Below are 23,175 nucleotides of genomic sequence, written 5' to 3'. Positions count from 1 at the left end.
TACTTCCCCGACGGTGCTCCACCGAGCAGCGCTTCTCCGGCGGTGCTCACCGGCGGTGCCCCTCGGGGCAGTGCTTCTCCGGTGGCTTCGCCGATGGTGCTTCCTCCGGCGCCGCGCCGGACGGGTCGCGCACGTGCCTGCCTCCGACGACCGCGCGCCGATGTCCCGGGCCGGCCGTCCGACGCCCGACGGGTCCGTGGCGGTCGTGCGTCAGCGTGCGGCGGCCCGGCGCAACGGCTCCGGCGCCCCGCTCGCGATCCGCGGCACGAGCCGGTCGAACGCGGACTCCTCGCCCAGTGGCACGGGCGGAGAGTCGGAGCTCGGCCGTCGGCCGCCGCGGCCCTCGCCGAGCACCTGCCAGCCCCCTCGGGTCAGCGTGATGTACGCACCACAGCGCAGCCCGTGGAGCGTGCAGGCGTCCCGCAGCCCCCACATCCAGGCCCCGTCTTCCTCCGTCCAGCGCTCGTCGCCCTCGCGGCAGTAGAGCAGGACGGCCGTCCGCACCGGAGCCCGCCGGCGCAGGTCGTGCGGGATGACCCGGCGCAGATGGGCGAGGAGCGCGTTACGGAACTCCCAGCCGTCCGCCGGGGCGGACCTCCGGGTGAACGAGGCGCTGGCGGCCACCCGTTCCTCATGGTCCAGGACGGCGACCACCGCGGTCGCGGGAGTGGGCAGATGCCGGGAATGCAGGCCGCTGACGACCTCACGGGGATTGCGCAGCAGCGGGATCCCGGCCGCGGCCCACTCGGCCGGTTCGAGCATCCGAGCGAGGCGGCTGGCCGACCCGGACGACGAACTGATCGAAGAGGCGGAGGACGGAGCGAATCCGAGGGTCACGATCCTCCCTTCGGATACACGCCCGCTCCGCGGGCAGGGACGGGTGGGTGAGGGCGCACCACGGCACGGTCCATCCGGACCGCGTACGGGCCGTGCGGGGGCGGATTCCCAATTCTTCCTGGCCCGTGCGCGGGCGGCAACGAGCAATTGAGGCCGCTGACTGGAATGATCCGGTATGACTCTCATATCCCTGCCCAGTTGCCCATTGTTCACTCCCCGTTTCACCCCTGGACGGCAAGCACCAGCGGAAACACCCCCTCCGCTCCCGCCCGCCGCAGCAGCCTCGCCGCCACCGCCAACGTCCAGCCACTGTCGGCCAGATCGTCCACCAGCAGAACGGGCCCTCCCGCCGTGGCCAGCCGCTCCGCGAGCTCGTCCGGGACGAGCAGCGTCCGCTGCAGTCCGACCACCCGCTGCGCGCTGTTGGTCCGGGAGATCCGCAGGTCGGCAGCTTCCGGCGCGTACTCCACCGTGCCGAGCAGCGGCATCCGGCCGATCTCGGAGATCCGCCGGCCGAGCGAACCCACCAGCCGGGGCTTCCGGTGCGAGGCGACCATGACCACACCGGCCGGCCGCGGCGGCGCGTCCGGCCCGCCGGAGGCCCAACCACCCGGGCCCTTCGCCCAGTCGGCGAGCACCCGCACCACCGCCTGCACCACGTCGTCCGGCACCTCGCCGTCCGGCGCGCCGTCCGAAAGCATCGGCCGGAGCCGGTTGCCCCAGCCGATGTCCGACAGCCGCCCGAGCGCCCGGCCTGCGTACGACTGCTCGCCGGCCGGGATACGGCCCTTCAGATCCACACCGACGGCGGCGAGACCGGTCGGCCACATCTTGCGCGGCTCCACCTCGACGCCCGCCCGCCGCAGCTCCCCCTTCGCCGTGTCGAGCGCCGAGTCGGAGACCTTCGCGTCGAACCTGACGCCCGCACAGTTGTCGCAACGGCCGCACGGGGCCGCCGCCTCGTCGTCCAGCTGACGGCGCAGGAACTCCATCCGGCAGCCGTCCGTCGCCGCGTACTCCCGCATGGCCTGCTGCTCCGCCGACCGCTGCCGCGCCACCCAGGCGTACCGCTCGGTGTCGTACACCCAGGGCTCCCCGGTGCTCTCCCAGCCGCCCTTCACCCGCTTCACGGCCCCGTCCACGTCCAGGACCTTCAGCATCGTCTCCAGCCGGGTCCTGCGCAGCTCGACCAGCGGCTCCAGCGCGGGCAGCGACAACGGACGGCCCGCCTGTGCGAGCACGTCCAGCGTGCGGCGCACCTGCTCCTCGGGCGGGAAGGCGACCGACGCGAAGTACTGCCAGATCGCCTCGTCCTCCTTGCCCGGGAGCAGCAGCACCTCCGCGTGCTCCACACCACGCCCCGCACGCCCCACCTGCTGGTAGTACGCGATGGGCGACGAGGGCGAGCCGAGATGGACGACGAAGCCGAGGTCCGGCTTGTCGAAGCCCATGCCGAGCGCCGAGGTCGCCACCAGCGCCTTGACCCGGTTCGCCTGCAGATCGTCCTCCGCCTGCTGCCGGTCGGCGTTCTCCGTCCGCCCCGTGTACGAGGAGACCGTGTGCCCGCACTGGCGCAGATGGGCCGTCACCTCCTCGGCGGCCGCAACCGTCAGCGTGTAGACGATCCCGGAGCCGGGCAGCTCGTGCAGATGGTCCGCCAGCCAGGCCAGCCGGTGGGCCGCGTCCGGCAGCCGCACCACACCGAGACTCAGACTCTCGCGGTCCAGCGGCCCCCGCAGCACCAGCGCGTCCGTGTCCCCGCCGGTCCCCAGCTGCTCGGCGACGTCCGCCGTCACCCGGGCATTCGCCGTCGCCGTCGTCGCGAGGACCGGCACCCCCGCCGGCAGGTCGGCGAGCATCGTGCGCAGCCGCCGGTAGTCCGGCCGGAAGTCATGACCCCAGTCCGAGATGCAGTGCGCCTCGTCGACCACGAGCAGCCCGGTCGCCGCGGCGAGGCTCGGCAGCACCTGATCGCGGAAGTCGGGATTGTTGAGCCGCTCCGGGCTGACCAGCAGCACATCCACGTCACCGGCGGCGACCTCCTGCTGGACGGTCTCCCACTCCTCCGTGTTCGACGAGTTGATCGTGCGGGCGCGGATGCCCGCCCGCGCCGCCGCTTCGACCTGGTTGCGCATCAGGGCGAGCAGCGGCGAGACGATCACCGTCGGGCCGGCCCCCCGCTCGCGCAGCAGCGAGGTCGCCACGAAGTACACCGCCGACTTGCCCCAGCCCGTGCGCTGCACGACCAGCGCCCGGCGTCTGTCCGCGACCAGCGCCTCGATGGCCCGCCACTGGTCCTCGCGCAGTCTCGCCGCACCCGTCGGGTCGGAGACGAGACGGGCGAGCACGGCGTCGGCGGCGGCGTGGAGGGCGACGCGGTCTTCGGGACGGTCTGCGTGGGTCATGACCCCATGCAACCCGATCGGTCGGACAATCGGCGAACGGACCGCTCCACCTGTGGATAACTCGCTGGGACGGTCACCGAGAGTTATCCACAGGGGTTTCGCGATCGGCGGTGTCCGCGGGACCGTCTGGACCATGAACACGAACCACCACGAATCCCACGGTCCCTCCACAGCCCCGCAGATCACCCTCCGCGGCCCCGCCGAACTGGCCGACGCGCTGCCGTTCATGCTCGGCTTCCACCCCAGCGACTCCGTCGTGCTCGTCGCGCTCCACGGCGAGCGCGGACGCTTCGGGGGCCGCGTCAGGCTCGGCATTCCCCGCTCGCCCCACGAATGGTCCGAGACCGCCGAGCACCTGGCCGAATGCCTCGTCGAAGGCTGCACCCGACGCGGCGACCGCCCCGACGCCATCGTCGTCTTCCTCTGTCAGGACCCCGCACCCGGCGAGACCGGCCGCCGGGTCATGGAGCGGCTGCGCCCCTTCTCCCAGCGCCTCCGCACCGCCTGCGGCGCCCTGGACGTCCCCGTCATGGAAGCCCTCTGCCTCTCCGACGGCCTGTACTTCTCGTACTGCTGCCCCGACAGCCGCTGCTGCCCACCGGACGGCACGCCCCTCGCCCTGTCCGGTACGTCGGTGATGGCGGCGTCCGCCGCCTACGCCGGGATCCAGGTGCGCGGCTCCCTCAAGGACATGGAGGCCCGGCTGAAGCCGAGGGAGTCCGACGACGATCCGTCACGCCCCTCGGCCCAGCGCGCCGCTCTGGGCGAGGCCGCCTCCCTCCTCGTGCCCAAGATCCTCGACGCCCCGGCCGGGCAGGGACGACAGGAGGTCCGCACCACCACGATCGCACTCGCCAGCACACTCATCGAGCGGCTCACCGAGCCCCCCGAGAGCCCGGCGCCCCGTGCGACCGACAGCCCGCACGACGTGCTGACCGGCCGGGCGGGCCTCACGGCAGGCCGCGGGCACGTGACCGCCGACGCCGCCGACGACGCCCGTCTCACCACCGAGGAAGCCGCCGCACTGATCCTCGGACTCCAGGACCGGGACACCCGTGACCAGGCCGCCGAATGGATGGAAGGACCCGAGGCCGACGGCGCCCTGCGGCTCTGGCGGGCGCTCTCCCGGCGCTGCGTCGCCCCGTACCAGGAGTACGCCGCCGCCCCGCTGGCCCTGGCCGGCTGGGTCGTCTGGTCCAGCGGCGACGAGCCCTCCGCCCGCGTCGCCCTCAGCCTCGCCCTGGACGCCGACCCGGAGTACCTCTTCGCCCGCCTGCTCCACCAGGCGTGCAACGAAGGCCTCGACCCGGAGTCCCTCCGCAGCTGCCTGCGCCGGGAGCGCGACACGCGGCAGGCGGCCGCGGCGGCGGGAGACCGGACGACGGACCCGGGCGGCGCCGGTGACGCGAGCGACGCACAGGGCGCCGAGCAGGGTTCCGGACAGGGCCCCGAGCACGGACTCGGGCAGCCGCCGGAGCAGTCGCGTCGCCGGGCGGCGGCGCCGCGGACCCGCCCGCGGGTCGCCGACCGGCCCGCCGGACCGCGCCCCCGGGTGGCGGCCATGCGTGCCACGCGCCGGGGCGGCGCCGGACGCGCACCCGCGGAGGCCGCAGGGGCGGTTCGGCGCGGGGCGACGGCCCCCAGGAGTGTGGTGGTCCGGCGGGCCGGGCGGCGCGGGACGAGGAGCGGCGAATGAGGCCCGTGACCCCGCGGGCCGCCGCGGCGTTCACCTGTGTGGCGGTTCCGCACGACCCGGGCCGCCGCCCCACAGCCGGAAGCGCGGACCGACCCAGCGGCTCCCGGCGCAGCCGCCGCCCGGGCCGGCCGAGCCGCCCGGACCGCACAGAGAGCATCACGCACCCGTCATGGCCTCCAGCTCCGCCCAGGCCCCCGGGCCCCCCGCCGGACCCCCGCCCCCCTTCGGAGCCACCGGCGCGAACCGCCCCGGTGAACTGCCCGCCGTGCACGACGCCCTCGTCTGCGTCGCCCTGCCCGCCCTCTCCGTCAGTCCCCGGCACGCACAGCTCACCGGCGCCGGCCTCGAAGGGGTCTACCTCTTCGGACGCAGACTCCTCTCCCGCTGCGTCCTGCGCGTCGCCGGCCGCGAACCCGTCCCGCTCCAGGGCCGGACGACCACGGCCGGCCACGCCGACTTCCTCGGCGTCGTGCGCACGCCCGGCGACCCCGGGCCCGACCCCGGCCTCACCGTGGAGCGTTCGCGGGAGGCGGACGGGACCGAACGGATCACCCTGCGCAGCTCCGCCGCCCGCGCCCTGCGGCTCCCCGTGGAGATCGCTCTGGGCACGGATCTCGCGGACCTGGGCGCGGCCTCGGCCGGGCGGGCGGGTCCCGAACTCCCCGCGAGCGTCCACGGCACCGGGCTGCGCTGGACGTCCCCTGACGGAAGCGCGAGCGCCGTCACGGCCGACCCCCCGCCCAGCGACGCCCTCGCCGCGGCAGGACTGCTCCGCTGGGAGGCCGAGCTCGCCCCCGGAGACAGCTTCGTCCTCACCCTCCGGGTCCGCGGCGAGCGGACCGCCCGACACCCGGGCCCCGGCGCCGGCCGCCCGGGCGGCCACGTCCTCGCCGACGCCACCGCCGAGGGCGACGACCCCCGCCTCGGCGAACTGCTGCGCACCTCGATCGACGACCTGCGCGCCCTGCTCCAGCGCGACCCCGTCCACCCCGTCGACGTGCACCTCGCTGCCGGAGTCCCCTGGCGGTGCGGACCCGTCACCGCCGAAGCCCTGTGGGCCGCCCGGATGGCCCTTCCCCTCGGGACCCGGCTCTCCGTCACCACCCTGCGCGCCCTCGCCCGCACCCAACTCCGAGAAGCCGGAACCGCATCGGGCCGCATCCCCGGGCCGCTCAGGGACGCGGGCCCCCACCTTCCGCCCCGATGCACCGGGGTCGAGGCCACTCTCGCCCTACCCGCGGTCCTCGCCGAGGCCCGGCGCTGGGGGCTGCCCGAGCAGGACCTCGCCGAACTGCTGCCGGTGGCGGAGCGGTGCCTGGAGTGGCTGCGCGGGTCCCTCGACGACAGCGGCTTCGTCCAGGAGTCGGGGCCCGCCGGACCGGCCCGGGCCGAGACCCAGGCTCACGCGCACCGCGCCGCCGTCCTCGGCGCCGACCTCCTCGACGCCTGCGGCCGGCCGGGCGGGGACGCCTGGCGGGAGTGGGCGCGGGCCCTGCGCGAGCGGTTCCGCGACCGGTTCTGGATCGAGGACCCCTCCGGCGGACGCCCCGCGCTCGCCAGGACCCCCGACGGACGCCTCCTGCCCTACCTCGGAGGCTGGGCGGCACACCTCCTGGACACCGGGCTCACGGCCTCGGGCGGGCACGCGCCGGGCCTGCTCGACAAGAGCCAGACGGAGCGGCTGGCCCGGCTGCTCACGACTCCCGCGATGGATTCCGGATGGGGGCTGCGCGGCCTCGGTACGAAGGAGCCGGGGCACAACCCGTTCGGGCACCGCTCCGGAGCGGTGCGGGTGCACGAGACCTCGGTGGCCGTCGCCGGGCTCGCCGCGGCGGGGTACGAGGCGGAGGCGGCCACGTTGCTGCGCGGGATCCTCGACGCGGCGGCGGCCTTCGACCACCGGCTTCCCGAGATGTACGCGGGTGAGCGGCGGACATCCGGTTCCCGGCCCGTGCCGCACCCGGCCGCTTGCCGGCCCGCGGCGGTGGCGGCGGCCGCCGGAGTCCAGCTGCTGACCGTGCTGGTCGGCGTCCGGCCCGACGCACCCGGCCGGACGGTCGCCCTGCATCCGCTCCGCTCGGCACCGCTCGGCGAGGTCCGGCTGTCGGGACTCCGCGTCGCGGGCGAGCCCTTCGCGGCTCGGGTCGGCCGGCTCGGCCTCGGCATGGTCGAAGAGGCCGCCCCGGGCCTCCAGCTGGGGGTGTGACGGCATGCCGAGCGGAGGGCGTGGGGACCGGGCGGGGGGCTGCGGTACCTGAGTGCGGGGGTGGGGGAGTGGGGTGGGGTGGGCCGGGGGGGAGGGGGGGAGGGGAGGGCCCCCGAGAAGTGGAAGGCGATCCTTCCCTCGGGCGTGTTTATCGTCAGGGAGACGACTATGATCGCCGCATGCCTCCCTACGACCCGTCGGCCTTTCCGCCCTTCGCCGTCACCGTCGACCTGGTCGTGCTCACCGTGCGGCGCCACGCCCTGTGCGCCCTGGTCGTGAAACGGGGAGAGCAGCCGTTCCAGGGGCGCTGGGCGCTGCCGGGCGGGTTCGTGCGGGCCGACGAGGACCTCGACGGCGCCGCCGCGCGCGAGCTGGTGGAGGAGACCGGTCTGTGCGTGCACGACCCGGCCGCCCCCGCGCCCGTACCGGGGACCGGGGCGCACCTGGAGCAGCTGGCGACCTACGGGGCGCCGGACCGGGACCCGCGGATGCGGGTGGTCAGCGTGGCTCATCTGGCGTTGGCCCCGGATCTTCCGGCGCCGCGTGCGGGCGGCGACGCGAACAGCGCGCGCTGGGCTCCGGTCGAGGACCTGCTGGGGCCGGAGGGGGCCGGTGCGCACGAGGACGGGCAGGCGGAGCCGCTCGCCTTCGACCACGCCCGGATCCTGTCCGACGGTGTGGAACGCGCCCGTTCCAAGATCGAGTACTCCTCGCTGGCCACGGCGTTCTGCCCGCCCGAGTTCACGGTCGGCGAGCTCCGCCGGGTCTACGAGGCGGTGTGGGGCGTGGCGCTCGACCCGCGCAACTTCCACCGGAAGGTGACCGGCACGCCCGGCTTCCTCGTGCCGGCCGGCGGCACCACGACCCGTCAGGGCGGGCGCCCCGCCCAGCTGTTCCGCGCTGGTGGGGCCACCCTGCTGAACCCGCCGATGCTCCGCCCGGAGGTCTGACGGGCGGTTCCCCGGCCGCCCCGACCTGCCAACCCTGCGCCAAAAGTCCGAAATGTAGCGTTATCTTGCTGGGATAGCCGCCCTGCCGCGGAGCGGTCTCACCTACCCGCGAGAGAAGCGATGCTCCAGGCCATCGGACTCACCAGCACACCCCGCCGGGACCGCCCGCCCGCTGTGGACGACCTCACCTTCGAGGCCCGGCCGGGCACCGTCACCGCCCTGCTCGGGCCGGCCGGATCCGGCAAGACCACCGCCCTCCGGCTCATGCTCCAGCTCGAACCGGGCCGTGGCGTCACCTACTTCCGGGGCCGGCCGCTGCACCGGGTGGCGCACCCGGCCCGCGAGGTCGGCGTGCTGTTCGGCGACGTCCCCGGGCACCCCTCGCGCACCCTGCGCAGCCAGCTGCGCATGCTCTGTGCCGCCGCAGGGGTACCCGGCACCCGGGCCGACGAGATGCTGCAGGCCGTGGGCCTCACCGGTGTCCACGACCAGCGCATCGGCACGCTGCCGCTCGCCATGGACCGCCGACTCGGCCTCGCCTCCGCCCTGTTGGGCGACCCCCACGCCCTGCTGCTCGACGAGCCCGCCGCCGGCCTCTCCGTACGCGAGAGCGCCTGGCTCTACGAACTGCTGCGTGCCCACGCCGACGAGGGCGGCACCGTCCTCTACGCCACCGCGGACCCCAAGGACGCGGCCCGCAACGCCGACCGGATCGTCGCGCTCGACGGCGGGCGGCTCACCGCCGATCAGGACGCCGCCGAGTTCGCCCGCACCCGGCTGCGCCCCCGGGTCGCCGTCCGTACCCCGCACGCGGCCCGGCTCGCCGCCGTCCTCACCCAGGAGTCGCGCGCCGCCCGTCGCCCCGTCGAAGTGGTCACGGAGGGCGGAAACCGCCTCTCCGTCTACGGCAGCGACTGCGCCACCGTCGGCGAGAGCGCCTTCCGCAACGGCGTGCTCATCCACCGGCTCGCCGACGAGACCGGTGACACCCGCTCGCCGGCCGACACCGCCGCGGCCCGTCTCTCCGATGGCTCCGCGCCCGACGCCGGTGGGTCCCCGGGGCCCGCCGGGCCCGTGGGCCCGGCCCACCCGGCCGACGGCCCCGTCCCGGCGGAGAGGCTCCCCGGCCCCTCCGCCCCCCGTCCCGCCGAGCCCTCCGCCCCCCGTACGCACCGCGCCCGGAACCGTTCGCCGCTGCGGCCCCTGCGCTACGAGGTCCGGCGGCTGCTCGGGGTGCCGTCCACGTTCCTCGTCGTCGCGGGCGTCCTCGTCGTGTCGGTGGCCCTCTCCGTACTGCTCGCCCGCAGCGGACGCACGCCGCTGCCCGCCGTCCTGGCCGGCTGGCCCGGGATCTCCCCGCTGCCGCCCGCGGCCCTCGGGGCCGGGCTGCTCGGCGCCTTCTCCTTCGGGGAGGAGTACCGCTACCCGGCGCTCACCACCGGGCGCGGGGCCGTCCCGCGCCGCCTGGGGCTGCTGCTGGCCAAGCTGGCCGTCGCGGCGGCCGTCGGGGCGTTCCTCGCCGTCCTGGTCGTCGTGGCCGACCTGGAGGCGCTGCGCCTCGTCTACGGCGGTGAGTTGATCCCCGTACCGGGGAACTGGGCCGGTCTGTGCGCGAATTGGTTCGGGCTCGTGATCGGCTGCGCCTGGGCCGGGGTGCTCGGCGCGGGTGTCTTCCGGGCCGCCGCGGCGGGGGTCGCCGCGGTCCTCGCCGTGCCGGTGCTGTTCGCCCCGCCGCTGCGGACGGTGCTCGCGGGGGCGTCAGGGCGCTCGGTGGCGGGACTCCCGGCCCGGTTGCGCGAGTTCGCCAGCATCGAGTGGTCCTCGGCGGCCGACCGCTGGGTGATGGGGGCGCTGCGGGTGGTCGGGCAGCCCGTAGGAGTGGCCCTCGCAATGACGTTGACGGTCCTGCTCTGCGCCTATGTGCTCACCGGCCTTCGAGGTAGGGCTCGTTGGTGATCATCGGCGGATCGAAAGGTTCCGGATCGCCGCCAACTTCCTTAAAAGAAGCCCTTTATGTCCGATTAATCGTCAATTGTGTAGGGGGTGCCGATCACCCTTTCGTGTGCTTTTCACCAAAGACCTCAAGGGTCACGAGAGGCACGCCGACAAAGGATGCGTGAGTACCCTTGCGCACACGATGATGACCGCCGCCCGTTCCGTCGAGTCCGGCCTCGGCGCCCCGGGCGATCTCGACCGCTACCCCTACGCGGAGGCTCCCGGAGCCGACCGCGTCGGCCCGCCCTCCTGGGAGGGCGCGGAGGCCGACCTCGGCCGCGTCGGCCGCAGGACCGCCGGCAGCCGCGGCCGCGGACTGCACGGCCAGCTCGTCCAGCAGCTCGGCCAGATGATCGTCTCGGGCGACCTGGGTGCCGACCGTCCCCTCGTACCGGAGGAGATCGGTCAGCGCTTCGAGGTGTCCCGCACGGTCGTCCGCGAGTCGCTGCGCGTGCTCGAGGCCAAGGGCCTCGTCAGCGCCCGGCCCAACGTCGGCACCCGGGTCCGGCCGGTCAGCGACTGGAACCTCCTGGACCCCGACATCATCGAGTGGCGGGCCTTCGGCCCGCAGCGCGACGACCAGCGCCGCGAGCTGAACGAGCTCCGCTGGACCATCGAGCCCCTCGCCGCCCGGCTCGCCGCCGGTCACGGCCGTGAGGACGTCCAGCAGCGCCTCGCCGACATGGTCGAGATCATGGGCCACGCCTACGCCCAGGGTGACGGGATCACCTTCTCCCGCGCCGACGCCGAGTTCCACGCCCTGCTCATCCAGCTCGCCGGCAACCGCATGCTGGAGCACCTCTCCGGCATCGTCGGCGCCGCGCTCCAGGTGTCCGGCGCCCCCGCCACCAGCTGTGACCGCCCCGGCGAGGCCTGCCTCGCGCACCACGCCCGGATCGTCGACGCCCTGGCCGCCGGCGACGCCCACGGCGCCGAGACGGCCATGCGCCAGCTGCTGACCGTCCACCCCGAGGTGGAGCGTGTCGTCCCGGCCCCCCGCGAGCACTGACGCGCGCGGCGGCGCCGCGGCCGGAAGTGACCGGACGCCCCGCCGCGTGCCGCCGGACCCGAGCGGAGCCCCGGGGCGGAGGGTCCTCCCCGGCTGCGCCAGGGTCGGGCGGCGCGAAGGCACGGGCCGGGGAGTGCCGGGCCGTCGGGGCGTGCCGCGCGGACGGGTCGCGCGGACGGGTCGCGTCGGGGCGGCCGGACGTGCCGCACGGGCCGGTCGTGCCGGGCGGGCGGGCCGTGTCCGGCGGGCGGATCGTGCCGAACGGGCCGATCGCGCCGAGTCAGGGTGATCACGAAGAAGCGGCTGATCGGGCCGACAGGGTCACCTTCGGACCGTTTCGTTCAATAATGGGCGTGAATGGGGTGTGACTCGGGCCACGCGGATTGGGCGTAACACTCCTCGAAGCCGCGCGATGACCTAAGAGGTGACAGCCGAGGAAGGAATACAGCCGCCGCTGAGGGCGCTGTGCAGTTCCCCGGTCCAGCCCGCGCCGTCGGCACATTTCCGGCCGACGGTCGTCGGCTCCAGCCTGATCCAGGGCGGGGCCGGAAGCCGTTTTCCATCGTTCCGAGAGGTTGTTCGTGTCGGCCAGCACATCCCGTACGCTCCCGCCGGAGATCGCCGAGTCCGAGTCTGTGATGGCGCTCATCGAGCGGGGAAAGGCTGATGGGCAGATCGCCGGCGATGACGTGCGTCGGGCCTTCGAGGCTGACCAGATTCCGCCAACCCAGTGGAAGAATGTTCTGCGCAGCCTCAATCAGATCCTCGAGGAAGAGGGTGTGACGCTGATGGTCAGTGCAGCGGAGTCGCCGAAGCGCGCCCGCAAGAGCGTCGCTGCGAAGAGCCCGGCCAAGCGCACCGCCACCAAGACCGTCACCGCCAGGACGACCGTGACGAAGACCGTCTCGGCCGCCTCCGCGGCCCCGGCGGCCGAGAGCGCGGACCCGTCCGACGAGGCCGGCTCGCCCGCCAAGAAGGCTGCCGCCAAGAAGACCGTCGCCAAGAAGGCGGTGGCCAAGAAGACCGTCGCCAAGAAGACGGCCGCGAAGAAGACGTCCAAGAAGGACGACGAAGAGCTGCTCGAGGGCGAGGAGCTGCTCGAGGACGTCGCGCCCGGCAAGGACGAGGAAGAGTCCGAGGGCGAGAGCAAGGGCTTCGTCCTGTCCGACGAGGACGAGGACGACGCGCCGGCCCAGCAGGTCGCCGTCGCCGGTGCCACCGCGGACCCGGTCAAGGACTACCTCAAGCAGATCGGCAAGGTCCCGCTGCTCAACGCCGAGCAGGAGGTCGAGCTCGCCAAGCGCATCGAGGCCGGTCTGTTCGCCGAGGACAAGCTGGCGAACTCCGACAAGCTGGCCCCCAAGCTCAAGCGCGAGCTGGAGATCATCGCCGAGGACGGCCGCCGCGCCAAGAACCACCTCCTGGAGGCCAACCTCCGTCTGGTGGTCTCGCTGGCCAAGCGCTACACCGGCCGCGGCATGCTCTTCCTGGACCTGATCCAGGAGGGCAACCTGGGTCTGATCCGTGCGGTCGAGAAGTTCGACTACACCAAGGGCTACAAGTTCTCCACGTACGCCACCTGGTGGATCCGTCAGGCGATCACCCGCGCCATGGCCGACCAGGCCCGCACCATCCGTATCCCGGTGCACATGGTCGAGGTCATCAACAAGCTCGCCCGTGTGCAGCGCCAGATGCTCCAGGACCTGGGCCGCGAGCCCACGCCGGAGGAGCTGGCCAAGGAGCTCGACATGACCCCGGAGAAGGTCATCGAGGTCCAGAAGTACGGTCGCGAGCCGATCTCGCTGCACACCCCGCTCGGCGAGGACGGCGACAGCGAGTTCGGTGACCTCATCGAGGACTCCGAGGCGGTCGTCCCGGCCGACGCGGTCAGCTTCACGCTGCTGCAGGAGCAGCTGCACTCCGTCCTCGACACGCTCTCCGAGCGTGAGGCGGGCGTCGTCTCCATGCGCTTCGGTCTCACCGACGGGCAGCCGAAGACGCTCGACGAGATCGGCAAGGTCTACGGCGTGACGCGTGAGCGCATCCGCCAGATCGAGTCGAAGACCATGTCGAAGCTGCGTCACCCGTCGCGTTCGCAGGTGCTGCGCGACTACCTCGACTGATCCTCGACGGCGAGGCGCGAAGGGCCCGGTTCCCCCGGAAGGGGGCCGGGCCCTTCGTCGTGCGCGCGTGCGGGAGCGGCGGGCGTGGCGGACTCTGGGTGAAGCGACATCACCGGAGAGTCAGGAGGCTTCATGCGTCGTCCCCTCGCCCGAGCATTGACCGGTGCCCTGGGCCTGATCGCGGCGGCGGCCCCGCCGCTCGCCGCCGCCGCACCCGCGGCCGCGGACAGCGTCGTGGTCGGCGGGCAGCCGGCCAGGATCACCGACGCGCCGTGGGTAGTGGCGCTCTCCAGCCGTGACCGGTTCGGGGGTACCCGGGCGGGGCAGTTCTGCGGCGGTGTGGTCGTCGCGCCCACCAAGGTGCTCACGGCGGCCCACTGCCTGGGGCGTGAGGCCCTCGGGGGCGAGCCGTGGCAGCTGCCCGACTTCAAGGTGATCGCGGGCCGCAGCTCGCTGCGCGGACAGGGCGGGCAGGAGATCCGGGTCGCCGGGACCTGGGTCAACCCCGACTACGACTCCCGGACCAACTCGGGCGACTTCGGGGTCCTCACCCTGGAGGAGGCGCTGCCGGCCTCGTACGTGATCGCGGTCGCGGCCCCGGGCGATCCGGCGCTCGACCCGGGAACGGCGGCGGACGTGTACGGCTGGGGCGACACGACCGGCAGCGGCACGTACGCGATGTCGCTGCGCTCGGCGCGGGTCCAGGTGCTGCCGGACGCGGCCTGTGAGCGGGCGTATCCGGGCGGTACGGGCGTGGCGTACCGCGGTGACACGATGCTGTGCGCGGGAGATCCCGAGGGGGGCAGGGACGCCTGCCAGGGGGACAGCGGAGGGCCGTTGGTGGCCAGGGGCCGGCTGATCGGCCTGGTGTCCTGGGGGAGCGGCTGCGGACAGGCGGAGAACCCCGGGGTCTACACCCGGGTCTCCGCGGTGCCGCCACAGCGGTTCTGACGGTGTGAGAACGGGCGGTCACCCCCCTTGTGCTGCGGGGGTGACCGCCCGTCGGCCGGTCGTCAGCTACCGGCTCCTGGCTCGTCGTGGATGAGAAGCGTCAGTGCTCGTCGCCCATCGTGCGGGCCGGCACGTCGGTGAGCCGGTCCGTCTCGTCCTGTATTTCTGCGGCGATCTTCTTGAGTTCCGGCTCGAACTTGCGTCCGTGGTGGGCGCAGAAGAGCAAGTCACCGCCGCTCGTCAGGACGACGCGCAGGTATGCCTGGGCGCCGCAGCGGTCGCAGCGGTCAGCGGCCGTCAGGGGGCTCGCGGGGGTCAGAACAGTAGTCACGTCGCCTCTTCTCTAGCTCGACGAGCTGTCGTACCAGGGTCAACATCCAACCAGGCCGAAAACGTTCCCGCTCGTGGCTTTTCCTCGAAACTTCTTCTTCCCAAGGTGGCTGTCTGCTGCCGGTTGGCGGCGAATGAGCCGTATTGCTTCGCTCTACGGGTTTCGCATTGCTGTGTGTGGTCGCATCCTCCCGGCGGGTTGCCGGTTGTTCATGAGGACGTGCCCGAACCCTAAATGGTTCATGCCTGGAAGGGAACGTGATGTTCGCGTCACCCCATCGAGGGATCGAACATCCATGCGACCCTGGACTAGCATGAGGAATCAGGTGGGTGGCGTTACAACGGCTCTACCAGGCATCGGTACCCTCTGACCGGTGACCGACGCCGGGCCTTACCCCACCGGGCCAGATTTCAAATTCAGCGAGGAGCGAACCGCGTGACCGCCGAGACGTCCGTGCCGTCCAGTGCGCTGCTGACCGCAGACCGTGACGGTTCCAACTACACCGCGCGGCACCTGCTCGTCCTGGAAGGGCTCGAAGCGGTTCGCAAGCGACCCGGTATGTACATCGGGTCCACCGACAGCCGCGGCCTGATGCACTGCCTCTGGGAGATCATCGACAACTCCGTCGACGAGGCCCTGGGCGGGTACTGCGACCACATCGACGTGATCCTCCACGAGGACGGCTCCGTCGAGGTCCGCGACAACGGGCGCGGCATCCCCGTCGACATCGAGCCCAAGACCGGGCTCTCCGGCGTCGAGGTCGTCATGACCAAGCTGCACGCCGGCGGAAAGTTCGGCGGCGGCTCGTACGCGGCCTCCGGCGGTCTGCACGGCGTCGGCGCCTCCGTGGTCAACGCCCTCTCCGCCCGCCTCGACGTCGAGGTCGACCGCAACGGTGCCACGCACGCGGTCAGCTTCCGCCGCGGCGTCCCCGGGATGTTCACCGAGCAGGGACCCGACAGCCCCTTCGACCCGTCCGGCGGCCTCCTCAAGGGCAAGCGCGTCCCCAAGACCCGCACCGGCACCCGCATCCGCTACTGGGCCGACCGCCAGATCTTCCTCAAGGACGCCAAGCTCAACCTGGAGACGCTGCACCAGCGTGCCCGCCAGACCGCCTTCCTCGTGCCCGGCCTCACCCTGGTCGTCCGCGACGAGCGCGACCTGGAGGGCGTGGGCAAGAGCGAGGAGACGTTCCGCTTCGACGGCGGCATCAGCGAGTTCTGCGAGTTCCTCGCGCAGGACAAGGCCGTCTGCGACGTGCTGCGCCTCACCGGCCAGGGCACCTTCAAGGAGACCGTCCCGGTCCTCGACGACCGCGGCCACATGACCCCCACCGAGGTCACCCGGGAGCTCGGCGTCGACGTCGCCCTGCGCTGGGGCACCGGCTACGACACCACGGTCAAGTCCTTCGTCAACATCATCGCCACCCCCAAGGGCGGCACCCACGTCTCCGGTTTCGAGCAGGCGATCACCAAGACGGTGAACGAGGTGCTCCGCTCCGCCAAGCTGCTGCGCGTCGCCGAGGACGACATCGTCAAGGACGACGCTCTGGAGGGCCTCACCGCGGTCGTCACCGTCCGCCTCGCCGAGCCGCAGTTCGAGGGCCAGACCAAGGAGGTGCTCGGCACCTCCGCGGCCCGCCGGATCGTCGCCACCGTGGTCGCCCGCGAGCTCAAGGCCTTCCTGACCTCCACCAAGCGCGACGCCAAGGCCCAGGCCCGCGCCGTCCTGGAGAAGGCCGTCGCCGCCGCCCGCACCCGGATCGCGGCCCGCCAGCACAAGGAGGCGCAGCGCAGGAAGACAGCGCTGGAGACCTCCTCGCTGCCGGCCAAGCTGGCCGACTGCCGCAGCGACGACGTCGAGCGCAGCGAGCTCTTCATCGTCGAGGGAGACTCCGCGCTCGGCACCGCCAAGCTGGCCCGCAACAGCGAGTTCCAGGCGCTGCTGCCGATCCGCGGCAAGATCCTCAACGTCCAGAAGTCCTCCGTCTCGGACATGCTCAAGAACGCCGAGTGCGGAGCGATCATCCAGGTCATAGGGGCGGGCTCGGGCCGCACCTTCGACATCGACGCCGCCCGCTACGGCAAGATCGTGCTGCTGGTCGACGCCGACGTCGACGGCGCGCACATCCGCTGCCTGCTGCTGACCCTCTTCCAGCGCTACATGCGCCCCATGGTCGAGGCCGGCCGGGTCTTCGCCGCCGTGCCGCCGCTGCACCGCATCGAGCTGATCCAGCCCAAGAAGGGCCAGGACAAGTACGTCTACACGTACTCGGACGGCGAACTGCGCCAGACGCTGCTCGAGTTCCAGCGCAAGGGCGTCCGCTACAAGGACTCCATCCAGCGCTACAAGGGCCTCGGCGAGATGGACGCGGACCAGCTGGCGGAGACCACGATGGACCCGCGCCACCGCACCCTGCGCCGGATCAACATCGGCGACCTGGAGGCGGCCGAGCAGGTCTTCGACCTCCTCATGGGCAACGACGTGGCTCCCCGCAAGGAGTTCATCACCAGCTCCGCGGCGACCCTCGACCGCTCGCGCATCGACGCCTGACGCGCGCCGGCGCGCCCGGCACCACCCCCTGACCGGCCCGCCCGATATGCCTATCGGACGGGCCGGTCAGGCGTATAGGGGGATCCGTCACCTAATGGGGTGAAGAGCACGGGAGAAGAGTCCGGGATCTTCCCGCTCTGTCCATCCTTGGGCACGCGGCCGAAACGGTTCGCTGACAAGGAGAGTTCACCGGTGGAGAAGCAGGACGGGCGCGAACCCGCGGCGGTGCGGGTCGACGACCCCTGGTACGAGGTGCCGGCCGCCGGCCGGGGCGGGCACGACGAGGTCGATACAGCCGCCGCGGGACCGCACGGCGGCTTCCCCCGGCAGCAGGCCCCCAGCGCGGCCGACATTTATCTGGAGGTCCAGCGCAGCCCCGCCTTCCAGGAGGTGCGCAGCCGCTACCGCCGGTTCGTCTTCCCGGCCGCCGCCGGCTTCCTCCTCTGGTACCTCGCCTACGTCGTCGCCGCGACCGCCGCCCCCGGCCTCATGGCCCGGCCGGTCGCGGGAGCCGTGAACGTGGCGATGCTCGCCGGACTCGGCCAGTTCGCCACCACCTTCCTGCTGACCTGGGCGTACGCCCGGCACGCCCGGCTGCGCCGGGACCGGGCCGCCCTCGAACTGCGCTGGGACACCCAGGAGATGACCCGGGGGGTGCGCCGGTGACCGGAAACCACCAGACCCTGTCCCTGGTGCTGTTCAGCCTCTTCATCGCGGTCACCCTCGGGATCACCACCTGGGTCGGCCGCAAACGGCAGGGCTCGGCCGAGGAGTTCTACGCCGGAGGGCGGCTCTTCTCGCCCATGGAGAACGGCTTCGCCATCGCCGGCGACTACATGTCCGCCGCCTCCTTCCTCGGCATCTCCGGGCTGATCGCCCTCTTCGGCTACGACGGCATGCTGTACTCCGTCGGCTTCCTCGTCGCCTGGCTGGTCGTGCTCCTGCTCGTCGCGGAACTGGTCCGCAACTGCGGCCGGTTCACCCTCGCCGACGTCGTCGCCTCCCGGATGGCCGAGCGCCCCGTCCGCATCGCCGCCGGCACCTCCTCGGTCACCGTCTCCGTGCTCTACCTCGTGGCCCAGATGGTCGGCGCCGGAAGCCTGGTCGCCCTCCTCCTCGGCGGCACCAGCGAAGCGGCCCGCTCCTGGACCGTGATCGGCGTCGGGGCGCTGATGGTCGTGTACGTGTCGCTCGGCGGCATGCGCGCCACCACCTGGATCCAGATCGTCAAGGCCGTGCTCCTGATGGCCGGCACGATCACCCTCACCGTGCTCGTCCTGCTCCGCTTCCACGGCGACTTCGACCAGCTGCTCACCGCCGCCGCCGACCGCAGTGGCCACGGCCGGGCCTTCCTCGCCCCCGGGCTGCGCTACGGCGGCGACTGGACCGCCCGCGTCGACTTCGTCAGCCTCGGCCTCGCCCTGGTCCTCGGCACCGCGGGACTGCCGCACATCCTGTCCCGCTTCTACACCGTGCCCACCGCGCGGGCCGCCCGCCGCTCGGTCGTGTGGTCCATTGGCCTCATCGGCTGTTTCTACCTCATGACGATCGTCCTGGGCTTCGGCGCCGCGGCCCTGGTCGGCCCCGACGCCGTCCGCGCCTCCAACAGCGCCGGCAACACCGCCGTACCCCTCCTCGCCCTCGATCTCGGCGGCGGCGCGGGCTCCACCGGCGGCACCGTCCTCTTCGCGGTCGTCGCCGCCGTCGCCTTCGCCACCATCCTCGCCGTCGTGGCCGGCATCACGCTCGCCTCCTCGGCCTCCGTCGCCCACGACCTCTACGCCTCGCTGCGCCGCAGCCACGCGAAGCAGTACAGCGAGGTGACCGTCGCGCGGTGGGCCGCCGCCGGGATCGGGGTGGCGGCGATCGGCCTCGGCCTGCTCGCCCGCGACCTCAACGTGGCCTTCCTCGTCGGACTCGCCTTCGCCGTCGCGGCCTCCGCGAACCTCCCGGTGCTGCTCTACTCGCTGTTCTGGCGCCGCTTCACCACCCGGGGCGCGGTCTGGTCGGTGTACGGCGGACTGCTCCCCGCCGTCCTGCTCGTCCTGGTCTCCCCGGTGGTCTCCGGCAGCCCGGAATCCCTCTTCCCGGGCGTCGACTTCCAGCTCTTCCCGCTGCAGAACCCGGGGGTGGTCTCCATCCCGCTCGGCTTCCTCGCGGGCTGGCTGGGCACGGTCACCTCACCGGAGCCGCCGGACGAGGCCCGGCACGCCGAGACGGAGGTACGGGCGCTCACGGGCGCGGGCGCCGTCTGAGCAGGACCGAGGGCGGGCCGAGACGGGGAGAGGGGCGGCCAGGGGTGGCTCCGGACGGCCAGGGCGGGCCAGGCGCTCCACGGGCGGTCCATGGCGCTCTACGGCGGTGTGAGTGCCGGTACGAGTGCCGGGGCGGGTGCCGGGGCGGGTGCCCCGGCAGTCTCCGCCGTGCGCCGTGCGCCGTCCGCCGTCCGCCGTCCGCCGTGCGCGCCTCAGCGGCTCGCGGAGGCGGCCCACTCGTACCGGTGCTCCGGGCGGCCCGTCTCGCCGTACTTCAGGGAGAGCCGGACCCGGCCGGTCCGCTCCAGGAGCTTGAGATAACGCTGGGCGGTCTGCCGGCTCACCCCGGCCCGCTCGGCGATCTCCTGCGTCGACAGCGCGCCCTCCGCCGCGAGCAGCACCTGCCGCACCAGCTCGGCCGTCGTGGGGGAGTGGCCCTTCGGCAGCTCGGGGGCGACCGTGCCCGCCGAGAGCGCCGCGAAGATCCGGTCCACCTCGGCCTGCTCGGCCTCCCCGCCACCCTCCAGGGCCCGCCGCAGCGCCGCGTACGCCTCCAGCTTGGCCCGCAGCCCAGCGAAGCTGAACGGCTTGACCAGGTACTGCAGGGCCCCGTGCCGCATCGCCGCCTGGACCGTCGCCACGTCGCGCGCCGCGGTCACCATGATCACGTCGCTCTGGTGGCCGCGGGCGCGCAGCTCGCGCACCACCGCGAGGCCGTTGCCGTCGGGGAGGTAGTGGTCGAGCAGGATCAGGTCCACGAGGGTCTCGGCCTCGTCGAGCCGGGCCAGGGCCTCCGCCGCCGAGTGGGCGACGGCGACCACCTGGAAGCCGGGCACCTTGGCCACGTAGGCGGCGTTGATCGACGCCACCCGCGTGTCGTCGTCGACGACCAGGACGCCGATCACCGGGCCTCCCCGAAGGTGTGGGGAGCGTCCTCGGAGGCTCCTGCGAAGCCCCGGGACGCGATCCCTCCGGCGCTCTCCCCGGCGATCCCTCCGGAGGGAGCGGGCACCGACGGTTCGGCCTCGCGCAGCGCGTCCGGCAGGACGACGGTGAACTCCGCGCCCCCCTCCGCGCCCGTGCCGACCCGGGCGGCGCCGCCCCGGCGCTCCGCGAGCCGGCGCACCAGGGCGAGCCCCAGGCCGCGCTTGCCGTGTGCCGGGAGCTCCTTGGTGGTCCAGCCCTCGGTGAAGATCAGTTCGCGCCGCTCGGCCGGAACGCCGGGGCCGCTGTCGGTGACCCGCAGGACGACCGCGCGGCCCTCGGCCCGCAGGTCCACCTCCACGCGCGCGTCGGCGGTGCCGGAGGCGGCGTCCAGGGCGTTGTCGACGAGATTGCCGACGACCGTGACCAGCTCGCGCGGGTCGACCAGGCGGTCCGGGAGCAGCGAGCCGGGGGCGATGCGCAGGGAGACGCCCCGCTCGGCGGCGACGGTGGCCTTGCCGACGAGCAGCGCGGCGACCAGCGGGTCGCGGACCTTCTCGGTGACCTGTTCGGCAGTGGTGCGGTGCACCCCGACGACCTCGTTGACGAAGTCGGCCGCCTCCTCGTACATCTCCAGTTCGAGCAGGCCGAGCAGGGTGTGCATCCGGTTGGCGTGCTCGTGGTCCTGAGCGCGCAGGGCGTCGATCAGGCCGCGCGTCGAGTCCAGCTCGCGGCCCAGCCGCTCCAGCTCGGTGCGGTCGCGCAGGGTGGCCACCGCGCCGCCGTCGTGGGTCGGCATCCGGTTGGCGATCAGCACCCGGTTGCCGCGCACCGTCACCAGGTCCTCGCCCGTGGCGCGACCCGCGAGGACGTCCGCGGTGCGGCCGGATCCCAGCACCTCGTCCAGCGGGCGCCCGGTCGCCTCGGGGCCGATTCCGAGCAGCCGCTGGGCCTCGTCGTTCATCAGCCGGATCCTGCCCGTGCGGTCGAGGGCCACCACGCCCTCGCGGATGCCGTGCAGCATCGCCTCGCGCTCGGCGAGCAGCGCCGAGATGTCGGAGAAGGCCAGGTCGTGGGTCTGGCGCTGGAGCCTGCGCGAGATCAGGTAGGCGGCGAGCGCGCCCGCGGCCAGGGCACCGCCGGCGTACGCGAGCAGGCCGGGGATCGCGGCCAGGAGCCGGTCGCGGACGCTGTCGTACTCGATGCCGACGGAGACCGCGCCGACGATCTCGCCCCTGCCGTCCCGCAGCGGCGCCTTGCCGCGCGCGGAGCGGCCCAGGGTGCCGCTGTCGATCTCCATCACCTCGTGGCCGGCGAGCACCTCGCTGGGGTCGGTGGAGACGATCCGGCCGATCTGGGCGGGATCGGTGTGGGACCAGCGGATCCCGTGGGTGTCCATCACCACCACGTACTCGGCGCCCGTGGACCGCCGGATCCGCTCCGCCTCGGCCTGCACCGGCCCCTGTGCGGAGGGCCGGGTGGACAGCAGGTCGGCGGCCACCCGCGGGGAGGCCGTGGTGTGGGCGATCGCGAGGGCCCGGCGCATCGCCTGGTCGTCGAGCTGGGCGCTCAGCGGAGCCAGGAAGAGCCCGGTGGCCAGCACCGTCACACCGGTGGCGATGGCCAGCTGCATCAGCAGGACCTGCGAGAACATCCGGCGCGGCCACCCGAACCTGCGCCGGCGGACGGGCGGCCGCGCGGGGGTGGGGGCTGCGGGGCTCATGGCGGAAACCGTACGGGGACGAGGGCGCCGACCGGAAATGCCGCTGCCCGGATCCTGGGCACGGCCTGCCTATCCTGGGGGCTTCGCGCGGGCACCGACGACCCGCGCGGGCACCGAAGGGACCGGAGGAAAGACCCGTGACCACCCAGCAGATCCCCGTCGTCGTCCTGGCAGGGTTTCTCGGGGCGGGGAAGACCACCCTGCTCAACCATCTGCTGCGCAGCGCGCGCGGGACGCGGATCGGGGTCATGGTCAACGACTTCGGAGACATCGGCATCGACGCCATGACCGTCGCCGGGCAGGTCGGCTCCACCGTCTCGCTCGGCAACGGTTGTCTGTGCTGCGCGGTGGACGCGAGCGAGCTCGACGAGTACCTGGAGGTGCTCACCCGGCCCGAGGTCCGCCTGGACGTGATCGTGATCGAGGCCAGCGGCCTCGCGGAGCCGCAGGAACTGGTCCGCATGCTGCTGGCCAGCGAGAACGAGCGGATCGTGTACGGCGGGCTGATCGAGGTGGTCGACGCCGCGGAGTTCGCCGCCACCCGCGCGCGGCACCCGGAGACCGACCGGCATCTCGCCGCGGCCGACCTGGTGGTCGTCAACAAGGCCGACCGGGTCCCGGCCGAGGCGCTGCGGACCGTACGCGAGACGGTCGCCGCGCTCGCCCCGAGGGCGGCGGTCACCGAGGCCGCGCACGGACGGATCGACCCCGAGCTGCTCTTCGACCGGGTCGTGCCGGAGGACGAGATCGAGGGGCAGATGTCCATCGAGGACATCCTGTACGGATACGACGAGACGGGCGGGGCGGACGGGCACGCCCACCCGCACGCCGCCTACGACACGGTCTCCCTCAGCACGGCGACGCCGCTGCACCCGCGCCGCCTGATGGCCTTCCTGGACGGGCGCCCCGAGGGCCTCTACCGGATCAAGGGCTTCGTCGACTTCGGAGCCGCCGACCCGGCCAACCGCTACGGCGTCCACGCGGTCGGCCGCTTCCTGCGATTCCGTCCCGAGCCCTGGCCCGCGGGCGAGGAGCGGCTGACCCAGTTGGTCCTCATCGGCACCGGCGTCGACGCCGCCGCCCTGCGCAAGGAGCTCGCCGGCTGCGAGCAGAACGGCCCGGGGGACCTCCCCGACGACCACGCCATGTGGGGCGTCCTGCGGTACGTGCCCGGCAGCGAGGACGAGCCGGAGGTCACGGCGTAGGCCGCGTCCTTC

General features: G+C 73.3%; 16 protein-coding genes. 11 read left to right on the top strand and 5 right to left on the bottom strand.

Annotation, left to right across the window (positions count from 1 at the left end):
* Positions 1 to 210 precede the first annotated feature (210 nt).
* On the bottom strand, positions 211 to 837 hold the full coding sequence (locus ABD981_RS36225) for a hypothetical protein (RefSeq protein ID WP_046912399.1): 627 nt from the start codon (positions 835 to 837) through the stop codon (positions 211 to 213).
* Between the two features lie 221 nt (positions 838 to 1,058).
* Complete coding sequence (locus ABD981_RS36220; RefSeq protein WP_046912400.1) at positions 1,059 to 3,242, bottom strand: RecQ family ATP-dependent DNA helicase; 2,184 nt, start codon at positions 3,240 to 3,242, stop codon at positions 1,059 to 1,061.
* Between the two features lie 133 nt (positions 3,243 to 3,375).
* On the opposite strand from ABD981_RS36220, the gene ABD981_RS36215 reads away from it, so the two are divergent.
* From ABD981_RS36215 to ABD981_RS36185, 7 genes are all read left to right on the top strand, one after another.
* Positions 3,376 to 4,938 (top strand): DUF4192 domain-containing protein, encoded by a 1,563-nt coding sequence (locus ABD981_RS36215; protein ID WP_345530520.1) that lies wholly within the window; start codon positions 3,376 to 3,378, stop codon positions 4,936 to 4,938.
* Positions 4,939 to 5,107: 169 nt separating this feature from the next.
* Positions 5,108 to 7,144 carry a glycogen debranching N-terminal domain-containing protein gene (locus ABD981_RS36210; RefSeq protein ID WP_123955326.1) on the top strand — a complete coding sequence of 679 codons (2,037 nt, stop codon included), beginning with the start codon at positions 5,108 to 5,110 and terminating at the stop codon, positions 7,142 to 7,144.
* 179 nt (positions 7,145 to 7,323) lie between these two features.
* Positions 7,324 to 8,094: an NUDIX hydrolase gene (locus ABD981_RS36205; protein ID WP_046910807.1), complete on the top strand. Its 771-nt coding sequence runs from the start codon at positions 7,324 to 7,326 to the stop codon at positions 8,092 to 8,094.
* Positions 8,095 to 8,214: 120 nt separating this feature from the next.
* The gene (locus ABD981_RS36200; RefSeq protein ID WP_046910808.1) at positions 8,215 to 10,050 is read left to right on the top strand and encodes an ABC transporter ATP-binding protein; all 1,836 of its coding nucleotides are present in this window, start codon (positions 8,215 to 8,217) and stop codon (positions 10,048 to 10,050) included.
* Between the two features lie 160 nt (positions 10,051 to 10,210).
* Positions 10,211 to 11,098, top strand: a complete 888-nt coding sequence (locus tag ABD981_RS36195) for a FadR/GntR family transcriptional regulator (RefSeq protein WP_123955009.1) — start codon at positions 10,211 to 10,213, stop codon at positions 11,096 to 11,098.
* A gap of 581 nt (positions 11,099 to 11,679) precedes the next feature.
* Positions 11,680 to 13,221 carry an RNA polymerase sigma factor gene (locus ABD981_RS36190; RefSeq protein ID WP_046910837.1) on the top strand — a complete coding sequence of 514 codons (1,542 nt, stop codon included), beginning with the start codon at positions 11,680 to 11,682 and terminating at the stop codon, positions 13,219 to 13,221.
* Between the two features lie 132 nt (positions 13,222 to 13,353).
* Entirely contained in the window at positions 13,354 to 14,172 is an 819-nt protein-coding gene (locus tag ABD981_RS36185) for a serine protease (protein ID WP_046910810.1), read from the top strand.
* A gap of 100 nt (positions 14,173 to 14,272) precedes the next feature.
* Here the strand turns inward: ABD981_RS36185 and ABD981_RS36180 are convergent, their stop codons facing one another.
* On the bottom strand, positions 14,273 to 14,503 hold the full coding sequence (locus tag ABD981_RS36180; protein WP_046910811.1) for a DUF7455 domain-containing protein: 231 nt from the start codon (positions 14,501 to 14,503) through the stop codon (positions 14,273 to 14,275).
* Between the two features lie 435 nt (positions 14,504 to 14,938).
* Between ABD981_RS36180 and ABD981_RS36175 the strand changes: the two genes are divergently transcribed.
* The 3 genes from ABD981_RS36175 (at position 14,939) to ABD981_RS36165 (ending at position 19,311) form a co-directional block, all read left to right on the top strand.
* Positions 14,939 to 17,056: a DNA gyrase/topoisomerase IV subunit B gene (locus ABD981_RS36175; RefSeq protein WP_046910812.1), complete on the top strand. Its 2,118-nt coding sequence runs from the start codon at positions 14,939 to 14,941 to the stop codon at positions 17,054 to 17,056.
* 192 nt (positions 17,057 to 17,248) lie between these two features.
* Positions 17,249 to 17,722 carry a DUF485 domain-containing protein gene (locus ABD981_RS36170; RefSeq protein ID WP_046910813.1) on the top strand — a complete coding sequence of 158 codons (474 nt, stop codon included), beginning with the start codon at positions 17,249 to 17,251 and terminating at the stop codon, positions 17,720 to 17,722.
* The gene (locus ABD981_RS36165; RefSeq protein ID WP_046910814.1) at positions 17,719 to 19,311 is read left to right on the top strand and encodes a solute symporter family protein; all 1,593 of its coding nucleotides are present in this window, start codon (positions 17,719 to 17,721) and stop codon (positions 19,309 to 19,311) included. Before ABD981_RS36170 ends, ABD981_RS36165 begins: the two co-directional genes overlap by 4 nt.
* Positions 19,312 to 19,523: 212 nt before the next feature.
* Here ABD981_RS36165 and ABD981_RS36160 read toward each other — a convergent pair whose 3' ends face one another.
* Together ABD981_RS36160 and ABD981_RS36155 are read right to left on the bottom strand one after the other, a co-directional pair.
* Positions 19,524 to 20,216, bottom strand: a complete 693-nt coding sequence (locus ABD981_RS36160; protein WP_046910815.1) for a response regulator — start codon at positions 20,214 to 20,216, stop codon at positions 19,524 to 19,526.
* Positions 20,213 to 21,958 carry a sensor histidine kinase gene (locus ABD981_RS36155; protein WP_123955011.1) on the bottom strand — a complete coding sequence of 582 codons (1,746 nt, stop codon included), beginning with the start codon at positions 21,956 to 21,958 and terminating at the stop codon, positions 20,213 to 20,215. Before ABD981_RS36155 ends, ABD981_RS36160 begins: the two co-directional genes overlap by 4 nt.
* Before the next feature lie 137 nt (positions 21,959 to 22,095).
* On the opposite strand from ABD981_RS36155, the gene ABD981_RS36150 reads away from it, so the two are divergent.
* Positions 22,096 to 23,163, top strand: coding sequence for a CobW family GTP-binding protein (locus ABD981_RS36150; RefSeq protein WP_046910816.1), 1,068 nt, complete (start codon positions 22,096 to 22,098; stop codon positions 23,161 to 23,163).
* Positions 23,164 to 23,175: the final 12 nt, after the last annotated feature.

Origin of the sequence: Streptomyces showdoensis, assembly GCF_039535475.1 — a bacterium.
Lineage (GTDB): Bacteria > Actinomycetota > Actinomycetes > Streptomycetales > Streptomycetaceae > Streptomyces > Streptomyces showdoensis.
Note: the sequence above shows the minus strand (reverse complement) of the source record. Positions and strands in the feature narration are given on the sequence as shown.